The sequence below is a fragment of the Geodermatophilus ruber genome, from assembly GCF_900114385.1.
Taxonomy (GTDB): domain Bacteria; phylum Actinomycetota; class Actinomycetes; order Mycobacteriales; family Geodermatophilaceae; genus Geodermatophilus; species Geodermatophilus ruber.
Window position 1 is genome coordinate 36414 of sequence record NZ_FOSW01000010.1, and the last position, 14997, is coordinate 51410.

Genomic DNA, 14997 nt, shown 5'->3' on the forward strand with positions numbered 1-14997 from the left:
CCCGCTGTCAACGGCGGCGCCCCGGTGGCATCGCCACGGGGGTCACTTTGGCGGCAATTGCCCCCCTTCGCAATGCCCTCACGGACAGGGCCCTGCCTGCCGGTGAGCACGTCTCGCGAGTGGCCAGCAAGTCAGCCACCGTTGCACCTCGTCGGCATCGCGGAGGTAGTCGGCTTCCGCGACGAACCACTCGCGCCGCTCGGTGAAGAGGTCCCGGACGTCGAGGTGAGGAGGCGCCGCTCGCATGATCGGGGAGAACCTCTTCAGCATGCTCAGGTCGGCGACCAGCGACTCGGCGGTACCCGGTTGCTGAACCTTGGCGGCCACTCGGCCTGCCGGCGGACCAGGCGGCGCGGTGGACCTGCCCGATGCTGTCAGCCGCGTGGGTGGACCGGACTGCCGACGGGACAGCGGCATCGGTTAGACACGCTCCATGACCGACGTGACGACGGCGACCGATGCCGGCTGGCTCTCCCGCGACGACATGGACGCCGCTCGCGAGCGGCTGCCGATCCTCTACGTCGACGTGGTGCCCGTGCGGGTGGACGACCAGGGCACGGTCATCGCCGTCGGTCTGTTGCTGCGGGCCGGTGAGGACGGGCAGATCAAGCGGGCGCTGGTGTCGGGCCGGGTGCTGTACCACGAGCGGATCCGCGCGGCCCTGCTCCGGCACATGGAGAAGGACCTCGGCCCGCTGGCCCTGCCGCGGATCCCGCCCGCACCGCAGCCGTTCACTGTCGCCGAGTACTTCCCGACCCCGGGCGTGACGCCGTTCCACGACCCGCGGCAGCACGCCGTGTCGCTGGCCTACGTGGTGCCGGTCGAGGGGGACTGCGAGCCCCAGCAGGACGCGCTCGAGCTGACCTGGTTCACGCCGCTCGAGGCGCGCGACCCTGCTGTCCTCGCCGAGTTCGAGAACGGGCAGAGCACCCTGCTGCTACAGGCGCTGTCGCACCTGGGCGTCTGAGCCGGCTCAGGCGGGGAACGAGCTCCCGCTCCGGCTCGGCGCTGCCGGGCCGGTGCCCGGTGGGCAAAGGCGGCGGCGACGACGAGCGCGGCGGCGAGGGCGGGAAGAATCAGCGCCGTCTCCGGGCCCAGCTTTTCGACGAGCGCGCCGGTGACGGCGGAGGCGACCGCCTGGCCGACGAGTGCGGACACCGGAGCAGCTGCGGTGGGTGAACGCGCTGTGCCGGCTGGTGGAGGCGGCAACCGTCGTCGGATGAGGCTGCCCGCGTGCGCGGGCCGGTCGGGGCCGTGGTCTGATGCCTGCCAGACAGAAGTGGCCGGCGTCGGGGCTGGTTCGCTCGCCACATTGGTGGGCTCGTGGCCGAAGATGCGCCGCTCGGCTCAGTAGTCGGAGGCGCGCCGACCCCGGATGCCGGGTGAGGGCGCGGACGCGCGCCATACTTTCTGGACCACACCCGTTAGGAGCCCCCTTAATGATGAGGGGCGCCTGATCCCCTGGGGCCGAGCGGTGCACGGAGAGGCAGTATGCCGATCATGCTGCGTTGCACGTCCTTATGAGCGGGCTTGCTTCGCCCCTACTGCTGCTGAAATTTCGAGGTAGTGCTGTGCCTGAAGAGTTGGTCAACGCTGTAAGCCTTGTTGACAAACACACGGACAAGGACCGAGTCCAGGTTGAAGGCGAGCGGGCGGAGATCCGCGAGTTCGTCAGTAGCCTGACGCCTGATGAGATCAAGTCCGGCGGCTGGTTCACGCGTCTGCTCTCTCTGTCCCTGAACTCTTACACGGAGAAGGTGGACTGGCAGTACTTCCAGGAGAAGTACAAGGGCGTGCCGGCGGACGGCATTGTCGAGCAGCGGATCAAGATGGCGGCCCGCTACGCGGCAATCGAAGGCGGTCTCTCCGCTAGTGCGTACACGGCGACGGTGGCTGCCACGATCGGTTCACTCGGTGGCACTTCGCCGGCAACTGTTCCGGCCGCGGTTGCGACCGTCATGGTCGACGTCGTTTACATCACTCGGCTGCAGCTTCGCCTAGCCTACGACATTGCAGTCCTTTATCGAGTGCCGATCGACACGTCGGACCCGGACGACCTCTGGAAGCTCATCCGGGTGGCGTTCACGATCAAGGGTGGAGAGGTCGCCCGGGAGGGCGTAGTCAAGGTCGTTCCGGTCCTGATGCGCCCGCTGATCAAGCGCTTCTACTCCAAGGGCGTATTGGCCGCAGGCAGGGCTCTTCCGGTTGTGGGCAAGGTTCTGCTGCAGCGCAACGTCATCAAGATCGGTATCCCCCTGGTCGGCGTTCCGCTTGCGGCACTGGTGAACCGCTACACGACTCAGATCGCCGGGCGTCATGCGCGGGCCATCTTTCGGAACGAGGCCCGCATAATCGAGCTGGCCGGGGACTTGAGTGAGTGCAGTCGGCACCCGCGACTGTTGCTTTGGGTTGCCTGGCTCGTCATGAACGCTGACGGTCGGGTTTCTGATGACGAGGCGCTCCTGTTTCGACACCTGGTGAAGCTGGTTGCGGAGGCCCATCAGGTGGTGGACGAGCAACTCGCACACCTGGTGGACCTCGACCCCGAAAAGGTGTTGCGACGTGTCGAAAGCGAAGAGGGGGACCTGAGTGACCTTCTCGATGCCGCCGCGCGCGTAGCGGGGGTGGATGGCGAGACGAACTCGCGCGAGCGGAAGCTCCTGGCGGAGCTTGAAGCCAGGTGTCGGCCGAGTCGGCCTGAGGCAGGCACTAACTAGCTTTGGGCTTGCCGCCATCGGCGGGCTTCAAGGCTCGCGCTGCGTCCGCACTTAGCATCGCCTGCATGGCGAGCGAACTTTCGCTGTTTGGTGACGAGCCCCCGCGGCCACCGGGTCAGCCGGTTCCCCGGGACGAGTCGATCGCCGACTGGTTGGTGAAGGACATCAGGGCTGCACTGACTGCGCGTGGCTTGACCACCATGGCGGAGAGGCAAGGAGCGATCGAGGCCGCGGTTCAGCGCCCCGTCGAGTCCTTGCGGGCGTTGACGCGTGCGGAGGCGCTGCGGGTCCTTGCTTCGCTCCGCTCACCCTCAGCGCCGACGGACAACGCGTCGTCGTGGGACAACCGCGACGAGGACACCTGGATCGATCGGCTCTGAGGACGCGATGACGTGCCGAGCGTTCGCCCGGTCACTCCGAGTGCAGCCAGTGGACCCGTAGCTGTCGGCGTGGGGTCGTGCATGGGCGTGTTGCCCAATCTTGCCGGCTTGCGGGAAGAGTCTGGACGAAGTCTGGAACAAGCGATAGTTTCTCCGGCATGGTTGCGGACGGCGTTCCCCGCGAGGCGATGGCGCGCGTCGCGGAGCTGCAGGCGGCTCTTGCGGAAGCGCTGGAAGCCGGCGACCTTGCTGCGTGGGAAGAGCTCGCTCGCGAGCTTCGCCTGGCAGAGCGGGACCGTGATCGCGCCATCGAGCGGGCCGTCGCGCGAGTGCACAAGGAGCGGGGCACCTACCGGTCGGCGCTGCCGGCGCCCACAAGTCGCGAACAGACGCACGCGCTCCTCAACGCCGTCGGGGTGCCGCTCTCACCGCAGCTGATCATCAGCCTCGCGGGCGCGCTCTACGGGGAGGAACTTCCGTACAAGGCCGTGACGTCGCTCCGTCATGACGAGCGGCGTGCGCACCTCAAGGCGCCTGGGGCCCGCAGTTACTACATCTGTCCGGCGCTTCAGCACGACACCTTCGCTCCCGTGCGGGGCCTGCTTACCGTGTCGAGTTGGGACTTGGCCGACCGATTGATCGGGCCGCTCACCCCTCGTACGACGCACCTTCGACTCACGATCCACCTGGCGGAGTCGCTTGATCGCGTGAGGGACGGCGAGACCGACCCGTCGGCGAACGCAGTCGCAATCGAGCGCCTCCTGTGGCGATTCAGCGCAACCGTTCCGGGCGTTCGGCGCAGCGAGCTCGACGCCGGCCGCATCCGGGAAGCCGCTGATCGCGAGCTCGCAGTTCTCGCAGATCAGGATGCCGCGGATCGGGCGACCGCTGCGCGCCGCGCCGTCGACTTGCCCGAGGTCCAGCGACTGTTCGGCGCCTCGCTCAAGGCGGCGAAGACCGACAAGACCACGACGGGGGGCGCCTGATGAAGCTCACCCGATCCGCGTCCATGGCTTTCGAGCTGACCGGTGTGCCGATGCGGATGGATGTGGCCTACGAGGGGGGAGAGCCGCGATGAGCAGCGTGTCGGATCACGATCACATCGACGCGGTCTTGGATCGCCTCCGCGGGGCCCAGCCGCCCAAGGCCGGGCACGCCCGCGATGTTGCTGCGGACCTCGACCATCCGGGATGCCATCTGCGCGCAGTCCTCGATGCCGCTGCAATCGACAAGGCGGCGCTCGCCGCGCGCATGGGCCATTCGATGCCCGAGGAGCAGTCCCCGGCGGCGCTGCGCCGCGGCAACCTCTTCGAGCGGATCGTCGTCGAGGAAGGCCACCTGCTTGCTGAGGCTCGCAAGCAGCTGCACCTCGACATCTCCGAGGCCCGCTACAAGGACCTCTCCGACGTCCCCCAGGGGCTCCGCGGGCGGGCCGCGCTCAAGTGGCGTGCTCAGCGGACGACGGACGCGCTGGCGGACATGCTCACCGATCCCAACGCGGCCTACAACATCCTTCGCCACCCGGTCACGACCCTGAGGCGCAGCGGCCGTACCTGCTATCTCGAGCAGGACGCGCTCGCCTTCGTCGTCGGTGGCCGCCTCTACGTCGTCGAGATCAAGTCCTTCGCCGTGATCGCAGGAGTCCCCAACGAGCGATCACACGTCTCGCAGGCGGCACGACAGAGCGCGGTGTACGTCCTCAGCCTTCAGCAGGCACTGATGGAGCTCGGCTTCGATCCCGACGTCGTCTCGACGACGACGCTTCTCATCACGGCCAAGGGCTACGGGCTCACGCCGACTAGTCACACGCTCGACGTCCGCAACGAGCTCAAGGCGCTGTCCCGCCGGCTCGCGCGTCGCACCAAGCTCTCCACCATCCTCGACGAGCTGCCTGACGATCTAACCTTCGATATCAACGACCCCGACGAGCTCGCCGAGCAGGTCGCCAAGGTCGATCACCACTACACGCCGGGCTGCCTGAGCTCCTGCTCCATGGCCCGCGCCTGCCGGCAGCGGTGCCTGTCGGGAGACCGGCTCGACCGCCTCGGCCAGAACGTCCGCTCGGATCTCGGAGTCTTCGACACCGTCGCGGACGCTGTGCATGCTGCGCGGACCGGCGCGGTTCCGCGAGGGATCACGGGGACTCCGGCGGTCTTCGCAGCGGACGTCACCGCTGCCCTACATCTCGCACACGAGGCCTACGTCGACGCCGGAGGTGTCGCGTGACCGTCTTCGACGCCTACCTCAAGGTGCGGGCTGCGGCCGAGGACCGGGCGCTGCCGCGTGCCAGCATGTGCCACCGTCACCTGAGCGACGAGCCGCTCGTCATCGTCACGTACAAGCTGGCCGGCGACCCGGCGAGTCCTGTGGGGGTCCTCGTCGGTACCGATCGCGAGGACCCGCACTTTTTCTGCGCCCCCGAGCCGCGCAACCGCGATCTGCGCTTTGGTCTGATTAACCCGTTCGCGGAGATCGTCCTCCAGTACCTCAATGGGTACGAGCCGATCGAGGGTGACCCGGGGGCGATGACCGAACGGCCGTGTCCCCAGCTGGTCGTTCCCAACACGGCGACGGCGCAGTTCCTCGAAGTGCTCGGGCGGAGCATTCGCCACCCCGGTCCGGCGGGGCTCATCCCGCCCACCACGGTCCAGGCCGGTCGCCACCTCGCCTGGTTCGGTGGCCAGTCCGAGCACCCTGGGCAGGCGCTGGTCCTGCCCATGACCGACCTGCTCTGCCAGCACTGGACGACGGGACAGTCGGCGCTCGAAGACGAGCTGCTGGCTGCCGTGCTGGCCTGGGTCACCCCGGGTCCCGAAGGAGCGGCCGCCGCGGCCATCGCGGCGGAGGACGGACCGACAGCCGGACCCGCGTCGAGCCCGCAGTGGGACAAGCGGCATCTCGACCCGGCGATCAGCGACTTCAACACCGCGCGCAACGGCAGCACGGATCCTTCTGTCGTCGACCCGCTCGCCGAGGAGGTGCGGGCCGTCGTCCGGACGGCGCTGGAGGCGGCCTGGACGGACACCTGGACCGCATTGGACCTGCTCCGCGGGCTGCCGCCGGCGGCCCACGCGACCGCGCGTCGCGGTCGAGATGTCGAAGCGTGGGAGCGGTGGTGGAGACGGAGCACCGGTGACGACGTCCGCCTGCGCAACACGCTGTCTGATCGGGAAGCCATCTGGCTGCTCGCCGAGCGGGAAGCGGACACCGAGCTCGTGCTCGCCCAGGAGTGCGCGGACGACCCGCTGCGCTTCGTCGCACAGGAGGTCGATGGCACGGGAGTCCGCGGCGACGTGGACTACGCCGAACCCGACCGGCGGATCGTCCCTCCCGGCAGGTCCAACCGGGTCCTGCGCCCCCTCATCCGCCTCCGGCTGGCCCACGAGAACCACCGTGTCGTCGCCGGTGACAGCCTGTGCTGGACCGAACGGGACGGCGGGGTCTCCATGACCGTGCTCGACCGCGATGACGCCACGATGACGCTCGAGATCACCTCAGGTGTCAATCGTTCGCGCGGGGTCGCCCCCGACCTGCCGACCCAGTTGGGGCGCACCGTCCGCCTGACATCCCTGTCGCTCAAGAAGGGCCCGGTCAAGCCCCTGCACAGCCTGCGCGAGACCTGGACCCACCGTCGTACCGAGGACGACGTCGACGCGATCAATGACGTCAGCACCGACGCCTCGACACCGACCCCCGCGACGCCGGCGAGCTGAAGGAGCCCCATGCCCAAGCAGACCGCCATCGACGACTCAGCCGCGGCGACGAGAAAGATCACCGACGCGCTACGTCGTGCCGAGCATCGGGTCGTGATCGCCAAGGCCCCGCCGGGTGCTGGGAAGACGACGACGATGCGCCGGGTCACCCGCACGCTGCTCGACGACGGCCTCCCGGTCGTGCCCATCGTCGTGCAGACGAATGCCCAGGCAGACGACCTGGCGACGGCGCTGGCCGCTGAGGGGATCCGCACCGGGCGGTTCGTCTCCGAGGGCGGGGAGCCGGAGGCGCGGACCCGCGCGGCCTCGGCGCCCGGGCTCGTCGTCGACCGTCAGCTCAGCGGGCTCCAGGGCTGCGAGGCGATCGTCGCGCCGGCCGACAAGTGGGTGTACTGCAACAACCCGCGAGCCGCCGCCGCGCCGCCGCACTACGACCTCGCGCTCATCGACGAGGCCTACCAGATGCGCGGCGACAACCTCTTCCGCGTTGCCAACCTGTTCGATCGAGCGCTGGCGGTCGGCGACCCCGGCCAGCTCGATCCCTTCACGATCGCCGACACCCGCCGCTTCGAGGGCGTCCCCCTCGGTCCCCTGGAGACGGCCGCTGGGACGCTGGAGCTGTCATACCCCGATGCGCCGGTCGTTGAGCTGCCCGTCTCGTGGCGACTGCCCGCATCCGCGGTCGATCTCGTCCGATCCGCGTTCTACGAGCTCGACTTCACCAGCGCCACGGACCACGACGAGCGCGAGCTGCACGTCGACCGTCTCGACATCGGCTCACCGGCCGACGCCGCGGTCACGACCATGGCCCGGACGGGCTGGGCCTATCTCGAACTGTCCGCCGCCTTCACGACGCGGACGGACTCCGGGATGGTGACGGCGGTCGCTGACGCGGCCACCGCGCTTTTCGCGCGCAATGCCCAGACCCGGTGCGAGCAGAACCAGGGCGGTATCCCGCTCGTCGGCGGTCGTGTGGCCGTTGGGGCGGCACACACTGACCAGGTCGCGGCACTGCGCCGCGAGTTCCAGCAGCGATTGGCAGCCGGAGGTCCGGCGCAGCTCGCGGACGTCGTTGTCGACACCGCCAACCGGCTTCAGGGGCGCGAGTTCGACGTGACAGTCGTCTGGCACCCGCTGGCTGGGCGGCGGGACGCGACCGCTTTCCACCTCGAGGCCGGCCGGCTCTGCGTGCTGCTCAGCCGGCACCGGCACGGCTGCATCGTCGTGGGTCGAGAGGGGGTGGGCGACCTTCTGGACGCACACCCGACCGAGTCGAACGTCTTCCTCAACCTGCCGGCCGACTGCCCCGACGGCTGGGAGGCGAACCACGCTGTGCTCACCCACCTCTTGCGACACCGGGTGGCGGGTTAGTGGCGTCGCATCGGAGTCATGACAGCTTGTTGAACGGTGCGCCGCTTAGGGTGACGGCGGCACGGAAGAGGACCGGAACGATGATGGGACGTGGTCGCGCGTGACGGAGACCCTCGCAGCGAGCCCGATCCTCAATGGGCCGTATGACCCGCCGGCTCGGTACTACGAGATGGGATCGAGCGGGCGTACCAGCACGATCCTCGAGGGACGTCGACCGAGCGAGTCGTACATTCCCATCCCCGCGGCCCGCAAGGGCAAAGTGAGCGATGCCGGCTTCATTCAAGACGCCATCGACTTCGATCTCACCGGCGAGCGGCGCGAGCGCAACAGTTTCGTCAACGACCTCCGTCGCGAGGTTGAACGCTGGCGCCATCGCGACTACGAGCGCGTGACGCCCACCAGCCGCAAGCTGCTCCAGCACTGGGCCGACCCCACGAGGGAGAACCGCGTCCTCTTCGCCCAGCGGGAAGCCGCGGAGACGGCGATCTTCCTCACCGAGGTCGCCGGTCGGCACGGCTATGCCGACTGGCGCCGCCAGATCGACGAGGCCAACGCCGACCACAACTCGGGGCTGCCGCGAGTCGCGCTCAAGATGGCCACCGGATCGGGCAAGACCGTCGTCATGGCGATGCTCATCGCCTGGCAGACAGCCAACAAGGTGCTCAGCCCACGTGACGCGCGTTTCGCCAAGCGGTTCCTGATCGTGGCGCCCGGCATCACCATCCGGGACCGGCTCCAGGTGCTGTACCCCGGCCATCCCGGCAACTACTACGACGAGCGTGACCTTCTGCCGTCAGACGTGCGCGCCGCGGTTCAGCAGGCACAGATCGTGATCACCAACTACCACTCCTTCTTGCTGCGGGACGCGAAGGAGATTAAGGGCGTCGCCTCGAACACGAAGAAGATCCTCCTCGCCGGCAAGGCGGAGGATCCCTTCAAGGAGACGCCGGAGGCCATGGTGGCCCGGGTCCTGCGCGATTTCGCGGGCCGCAACGAGCAGATAGTCGTGTTCAACGACGAGGCGCACCATTGCTATCAGGACAAGCCGATCCCCGCCGTCAAGGGCGCGCCGGCGTCGCAGACCAAGGAAGACCTCGAGACTGCGCGCGTCTGGTTCAAGGGCCTTCAGGCGATCCAGCGCAAGGTCGGCATCAAGTCGATCTACGACCTGTCTGCGACGCCGTTCTACCTCGGGGGCTCCGGCTACTCCGAGGGCTACATCTTCCCGTGGGTGGTCAGCGACTTTTCCCTCATGGACGCCATCGAGTCGGGCATCGTGAAGATCCCGCGCACACCAGTGGACGACGACGCGACCGGCGATCTGGTCACCTACCTGCGGCTCTGGGACCTCATCGGCGCACAGCTCCCGAAGAAGAAGCTGTCGTCCACCGAGTCGTTGCACGGCTGGGTCCCCCCGGCCGAGCTCGAGGGAGCGCTCAAGAGCCTCTACCGCAGCTACACCAAGTCCTTCGACCACTGGGAACGGACGCTCAGAGAGCACGGCGAGCCGCCGCCCGTGTTCATCGTCGTCTGCCCCAACACGGTCGTCTCCAAGCTGGTCTACGACTACATCGCCGGCAAGGAGACGGACGGCGGTGTGCTCGTCCCTGGAGAGCTCGAGCGGTTCAGCAACGTCGAGGACGGCCGCTTCCTGACCCGACCGCGGACCATCCTCGTGGACTCCGCGCAGCTGGAGTCCGGCGAGGCGATGAAGGCCGACTTCAAGCAGGCCGCCGCCGCCGAGATCGAGGCATTCAAGGCTGACTTCCGCCGCCGCAACCCGGGCGCGGACGCCGACTCCCTCACCGACGAGGACCTCCTCCGCGAGGTGATGAACACCGTTGGGAAGAGGGGCAAGCTCGGCGAAGGCGTTCGCTGCGTCGTCAGCGTCGCTATGCTGACCGAAGGATGGGACGCCAACACGGTGACCCACATCCTCGGCATCCGCGCATTCGGCAGCCAGCTGCTGTGTGAGCAGGTTGTCGGCCGCGGACTCCGCCGCCGATCGTATGCGCTGGGCGAGGACGGCAAGTTCGAGCCGGAGTACGCCAACGTCTACGGCATCCCGTTCGCCTTCATCCCGAACGACAAGCCTGGCCCGGATCCGTTGCCGCGCCCGCCGGCGATCATGGTGGAGTCGCTCCCGGGCCGTGAGCACTTGCGGATCGAGTTCCCGAAGCTCGACGGGTACCGGGTCGAGATCCCGGACGAGCAACTCATGTTCGACGCGGCGACGGCCGAGCGTTTTCACATCGGTCCGAGCACGGTGCCGACGCGTACGGACGTCGAGGGCGTGGTCGGTGAAGGCGAGACGGTCACCGACGACGAGGCGCAGGGGCGTCGCCGGCAAGAGGTGGCCTACCGCCTGGCGGCTCGACTCTTGCGGACGCACCTCACCGCGCTGGGGCAGGACCCGCGGCCGTGGCTGTTCCCGCAGTTGGTCAAGATCGCGCAGCAGTGGCTCGAGCAGTGTGTCGACGTGGCCCCCGGGTATGCGATCGGACACCTGCTGACGTCGACCGAGGGCCAGGCCGAGGCCGCGGAAGCCATCCACCGGGCGATCGCTGTCCAGGTCGGTAACCGCCGCGAGCGGCTGCGCCCGATGATCCGACGCTTCGACCCGATCGGCTCGACCGCCGAGATCGCTTTCCCGACCCGTAAGGCCGTCGTTCCGGCGGAGAAGTCCGAGGTCAGTCACGTCACCTTGGACGGCAAGGACGGTAATACCTGGGAGCAGCTACTGGCTGCTGAGTGTGAGCTTCACCGGGACGTCCTGTCCTACGCGAAGAACGACCACCTCGGCTTCGTGATCCCGTATGTGCACAAGGGTCGGACGCACTCGTACGTCCCCGACTTTTTGGTCAGGCTGAAGCCACGCGAGGACGACGTGGTGCGGACGCTCATCATCGAGGTCTCCGGCGGCCAAAAGAGCCCCGGCCCGACCAAAGCTAAGGCGGACACCGCACGCGATCAATGGTGCGTGGCTGTGAACAACCACGGCGGCTTCGGACGCTGGGGTTACGTGGAGATCTCCACCATGCTGGGCGTCCGCGACCGCCTTTCTGAGGCCATCGACTCGCTGTACGCCGACGATCCCATCGTCGGCGATCCCGATCTGCTCGACTATGACGAGGTCACACGTGGTGCGTAAGCCGAACGGTCCCAAGATGCCGACGCCGGTCGAGGCGATTGAGCACCGGGACACCCGGGTCAACTTGCCAACCGCCGACGCGGTCGAGGACTTCGGGACGTCGGAGCTCGAGACTATCCGCACCGTTGCATTGGCACGAGACCCGAGCCTCGACCCTCAGCTCATCTGGAAGGGCAAGTACCCGGACGGTGACCCGGCCGCCGGCGCCGACCTGACTGCGGATGCGCCGCCGATCTACATCCAGGAAAAGGTTGACCCACGGGTGCTGGTCGAGAACCTCCGCAAGACCGCTGCGTCGGGGGAGTCTGAGCCCGAGTTGTCGCTCTTCGAGAGTTTCGACGGTCTCGATGAACTCGACATGGTCGACTTCTATAAGCACCAGGCGAACTGGTCCAACCGAATGATCCTCGGCGACTCGCTTCAGGTCATGGCTTCGCTAGCCGATCGTGAGGCGCTTCGCGGCCAGGTGCAGATGATCTACATCGATCCGCCGTACGGCATTAAGTTCGGGTCTAACTGGCAGGCGTCCACACGAAAGCGGGACGTAAAGGACGGTAAGCTCGAGCATGCCGCGCGAGAAGCGGAACAAATCAAGGCATTCCGGGATACCTGGGAACTCGGTGTCCATTCGTACTTATCGTACCTTCGGGACCGCCTGGCCGTCGCGCGGGACCTGCTCACTGAGAGTGGCTCATGCTTCGTCCAAATTGGCGATGAGAACGTTCACCTGGTTCGCCTTTTGATGGACGAGGTCTTCGGCAGTGAGAACTTTTGCTCGCAGATAAGCTTCGTGAAGACGAGCTCGGCCAACAGTCCAACCGCGAGCGTCAACGTCGTAGGTGCCGTCACCGACTACATTCTGTGGTACGCAAAGGATGCATCTTTGCTCAAGTATCGGCAGCTCTTCAAGCGGAAAGAGCTGGATGGTGTCGGTGGCGGGCAGTACCGACTCGTCGAGGAGCCAGACGGCACTCGCAGACGAATCTCTCCGGACGAGATCCGGAACCCAGCCAAGGGTCTCAAGGTGCTGCGTCCCGATCAAATGACTTCGGCGGGTATTGGTGCCACCACTACCTTTCCCTTCGAATTCGAAGGGCGGAGCTTTACGCCGGGAAATGGGCACTGGAAGACCACGCGGAACGGCATGGACAGCCTCGCCAATGCGCACCGTCTGATGGTCGTCGGGAACACGCTGTGCTACGTGCGATATCTGGATGACTTTCCGGTCTTTCCAATGACGAACACCTGGGACGACACCGTAGCGTCGGGTTTTGGCGACCCGAAGTTGTATGTGGTGCAGACGAATAGCAAGGTCATCGAGCGCTGCATGCTTATGTGCACGGACCCCGGCGACTTGGTCTTGGATCCCACGTGCGGCTCTGGCACGACCGCCTATGTTGCCGAGCAGTGGGGGCGTCGCTGGATTACCATCGACAGCTCTCGCGTGGCTCTTGCTCTGGCGCGACAGCGTCTGATGGCTGCAAAGTTTCCGTACTACTTCATTGCCGATTCCATCGAAGGGCGCGCGAAGGAGGAGCAAGCCAGTGGCAAGTCGCTCCCGCCCGCTGAGGTCACGAACGACATCCGTCATGGTTTCGTGCTCGAACGCGTTCAGCACATCACGCTCAAGTCGATTGCCAACAATCCCGACATTCGTGACGGTATGTCGCGTTCACAGATCGATGCGGCCATCAAGCGGCACGCCGACTTCGAAGTCCTTTACGACAAGCCGTATGAGGACAAGTCCAAGGTTCGGGTGACCGGACCTTTCACCGTCGAGAGCCTCTCGCCGCACCGATCATTGGCATTCGCCGGTGGTCCAAATGACGTTGAGCATCGGGAGACAATTAGCGAGCAGAGCGCGGCGGAAGATGCATCCGCGCCGACGTTCGAGCAGTCGATCCTCGACAACCTCGCGAAGGCCGGCATCCAGAACGGCAAGCGCAAGGAGCGGATCCACTTCGCCGGTGTCGAGCCGTACGCAGGCATCTACATCCAGGCGATCGGTGAGCGGGCCGAGGCGACCGACGCTGAAGCAGCCGCCCCGAGCAGAGTCGGGGTGGCGATCGGGCCGCAGTACGGGACTGTCTCGCCCACGTTCATTAAGTCCGCCGCTCGTGAAGCGATCAGGGCCGGAGACGTGGATCTGCTGTGCGTGCTCGGCTTTGCCTTCGACGCACAGGCCACCGAGGTCACTGAGGCTGACGGGATCACCGTCGAGAGCACCGATGACGGCTTCGCGTCTGTCGCCGGCGAGCGCACCGTGGGTCGCATCCGCGTGCTGCTTGTGCGCATGAACGTCGACCTGCTGATGGGGGAGGACCTCGCGAAGACGAGCGCCGGGAACCTCTTTACCGTCTTTGGCGAGCCGGACATCGAGCTGCGCTCTACCGACGCAGGCCAGGTCATGGTGGATCTCAAGGGCGTCGACGTCTACGACCCTACGAGGAATCAGATTCGCAGTGGCGACACCAGCCAGATCGCGCTCTGGATGATCGACACCAACTACAACGAGGAGTCGTTCTTCGTCCGGCACTGTTACTTCACCGGCGGCAACGACCCGTACAAGCGGCTCAAGGCAGCGTTGAAGGCGGAGATCGAGCCGGATGCCTGGGAGTCGCTGTACCGCACCGAGTCCCGGCCGTTCGACAAGCCGGAGACCGGCAAGATCGCCATCAAGGTCATCAACGACTACGGCGACGAGGTCATGAAGGTATTTGAGGTCTAGTGCTGTGACGAGGCGCTTCCCAACATCACGACTGGGCAGGAGACGCAATGCCATCAATGACCGCTGAGCAGCGGGACGACATCGGTCAGGCGGTAACGGCGCTCGGGACGTCGGATATCTCTATCCGAAGCGTCGACTTCGAGGAGCGCGAGGAGCCGGGTGAGCACTACGTACTCGTCCAGGTAAAGCTGGCGCCGCCCGGTTCTGAAACCTGGCCGGCTGATGCCTTCTACGAGTTCCGTCGAAGCGTGCGCGAACTTATCGCCAGGCGCCTTGGGGAAGGAGTGGACTTCCAGCTCACGTACGTGCCGGAGGCGACTGCAGCCGTGGAGGATGACGCTGATGCGGATGCCGCCCCCGACGCTCACAGCAAGCCGGTCGGAGGTGACGCCTAAATGGCGGTTCGTCCCATCCAGCCTCTTGAGCTGATTGAATTGGCCGACGAGCTAGCAGGCCGCAACAGTGGGGCGGGAAAGCCCAAGACGATCAGACTCCGTCGGTCCATCAGTAGTGCCTATTATGCCGTCTTTCATGAACTTTCGTTTCGTGCGACCAGCCGGCTGCTTGGTTCCACTGGTTGGGGTTCGACGGAAGCGGCTGTCACTCGGTGGATCACCCATACAGATCTCGCCGACCTAACGACGGCAGTAGCCACCGGCACAGGCAGGGGAGCCAAGGCCCTCAAATTGGCGCTCGGAGTCGTGCATCCTGACGTCACGCGTATCGCTCAGGCGTTCGTTGACTTGCAGGACGCGCGGCATCGGGCCGATTATGACGACACCTTCGACGTCTCCAAGGCTGTCGCGCTTTCCTTCGTCGATCTTGCGGGAGATGCTGTTCGTCGATCTGGCGCGCTAATCGATGCAGATGACGCGACCTATAGCCGGTTCTTAGCTCTCGCCATGGGCGGCGTGAAAGTTGCACGGACTCGCTGACT

The 14997-nt window shown here is 66.4% G+C and carries 12 protein-coding genes; 11 read left to right on the top strand and 1 reads right to left on the bottom strand.

Annotated elements, in window-relative coordinates:
• Positions 1-78: 78 nt before the first annotated feature.
• Entirely contained in the window at positions 79-417 is a 339-nt protein-coding gene (locus BMZ50_RS25300; protein ID WP_091326486.1) for an AarF/UbiB family protein, read from the bottom strand.
• A gap of 16 nt (positions 418-433) precedes the next feature.
• On the opposite strand from BMZ50_RS25300, the gene BMZ50_RS16020 reads away from it, so the two are divergent.
• The 11 genes from BMZ50_RS16020 (at position 434) to BMZ50_RS23770 (ending at position 14995) form a co-directional block, all read left to right on the top strand.
• A complete protein-coding gene (locus BMZ50_RS16020; RefSeq protein ID WP_091326488.1) occupies positions 434-967 on the top strand; it encodes an NUDIX hydrolase family protein in 534 nt (177 codons plus the stop codon).
• Positions 968-1571: 604 nt separating this feature from the next.
• Positions 1572-2717: a tellurite resistance TerB family protein gene (locus tag BMZ50_RS24550; protein WP_218146291.1), complete on the top strand. Its 1146-nt coding sequence runs from the start codon at positions 1572-1574 to the stop codon at positions 2715-2717.
• Between the two features lie 65 nt (positions 2718-2782).
• The gene (locus tag BMZ50_RS16030; RefSeq protein WP_143087196.1) at positions 2783-3097 is read left to right on the top strand and encodes a hypothetical protein; all 315 of its coding nucleotides are present in this window, start codon (positions 2783-2785) and stop codon (positions 3095-3097) included.
• 158 nt (positions 3098-3255) lie between these two features.
• Positions 3256-4083, top strand: coding sequence for a hypothetical protein (locus BMZ50_RS16035; RefSeq protein WP_091326492.1), 828 nt, complete (start codon positions 3256-3258; stop codon positions 4081-4083).
• Positions 4084-4171: 88 nt separating this feature from the next.
• The gene (locus BMZ50_RS16040; protein WP_091326494.1) at positions 4172-5323 is read left to right on the top strand and encodes a hypothetical protein; all 1152 of its coding nucleotides are present in this window, start codon (positions 4172-4174) and stop codon (positions 5321-5323) included.
• Positions 5320-6810: a hypothetical protein gene (locus tag BMZ50_RS16045; RefSeq protein WP_091326497.1), complete on the top strand. Its 1491-nt coding sequence runs from the start codon at positions 5320-5322 to the stop codon at positions 6808-6810. The genes BMZ50_RS16040 and BMZ50_RS16045 overlap by 4 nt, the downstream gene beginning before the upstream one ends.
• A gap of 9 nt (positions 6811-6819) precedes the next feature.
• Entirely contained in the window at positions 6820-8181 is a 1362-nt protein-coding gene (locus BMZ50_RS16050; RefSeq protein ID WP_091326499.1) for an AAA family ATPase, read from the top strand.
• 100 nt (positions 8182-8281) lie between these two features.
• A complete protein-coding gene (locus BMZ50_RS16055) occupies positions 8282-11332 on the top strand; it encodes a BPTD_3080 family restriction endonuclease (protein WP_091326502.1) in 3051 nt (1016 codons plus the stop codon).
• A gap of 16 nt (positions 11333-11348) precedes the next feature.
• Positions 11349-14060, top strand: coding sequence for a site-specific DNA-methyltransferase (locus BMZ50_RS16060; protein WP_218146292.1), 2712 nt, complete (start codon positions 11349-11351; stop codon positions 14058-14060).
• A gap of 56 nt (positions 14061-14116) precedes the next feature.
• Positions 14117-14455, top strand: a complete 339-nt coding sequence (locus BMZ50_RS16065; protein ID WP_091326506.1) for a hypothetical protein — start codon at positions 14117-14119, stop codon at positions 14453-14455.
• A complete protein-coding gene (locus BMZ50_RS23770) occupies positions 14456-14995 on the top strand; it encodes a hypothetical protein (RefSeq protein WP_143087197.1) in 540 nt (179 codons plus the stop codon). It begins immediately after the preceding gene.
• Positions 14996-14997 lie beyond the last annotated feature (2 nt).